Source organism: Neisseria sp. P0020.S003, from assembly GCF_051957095.1.
In the GTDB taxonomy this organism is placed as follows: domain Bacteria; phylum Pseudomonadota; class Gammaproteobacteria; order Burkholderiales; family Neisseriaceae; genus Neisseria; species Neisseria subflava.
The window spans coordinates 1-463 of sequence record NZ_JBQCWU010000065.1 but is presented as its reverse complement, the minus strand read 5'-3'; the positions used below and the strand labels follow the sequence as shown (position 1 = coordinate 463).

The 463-nt window shown below is 39.7% G+C and carries 1 protein-coding gene; it reads right to left on the bottom strand.

From position 1 onward, the window contains the following. On the bottom strand, nt 1-448 hold a 448-nt coding region (locus tag ACTHTQ_RS11325), incomplete at its 3' end, for an ATPase, T2SS/T4P/T4SS family (protein WP_440363972.1). Between the last annotated feature and the right edge of the window lie 15 nt (nt 449-463).

The following is a 463-nucleotide window of genomic DNA, read 5'->3' as shown; positions in this document are numbered from 1 at the left end:
GATTAAAATCAATACCCGTAATAGAACGTTGTCCAGCATGAGCTTTAATGTGCACAACAATATCAATGTTCTGCCTAAGCAGGTTTTTAATAACGTCAAACTCCAGACCACTTCCTTCTGTTGATGCTTTTACCATGAATGCCAATTGATCCCATGGTTGTTCTGTGCTACCAGCATGGCAACTTGTAAGAGATCCCGGGTGTCCAGATGCACAATTTCGAATAAAATAAAATGATTCGTCACCACGTAGCTCTGCTAGAATAATTCTATCCGGCTTCATACGCAGACAGGATTCCATACAACTTTGTGCCGTAATATTTGAACTACCTTGTCCACCTTTTGAGTAAAGCAAATGAACTACATTTTCATGAGGAAGAAATAGCTCCCTAGCATCCTCAATGCTGATTAGTCGCTCACTTAAAGGAATGTGATTAACCAATGCTTTCATGAAAGTAGTCTTACC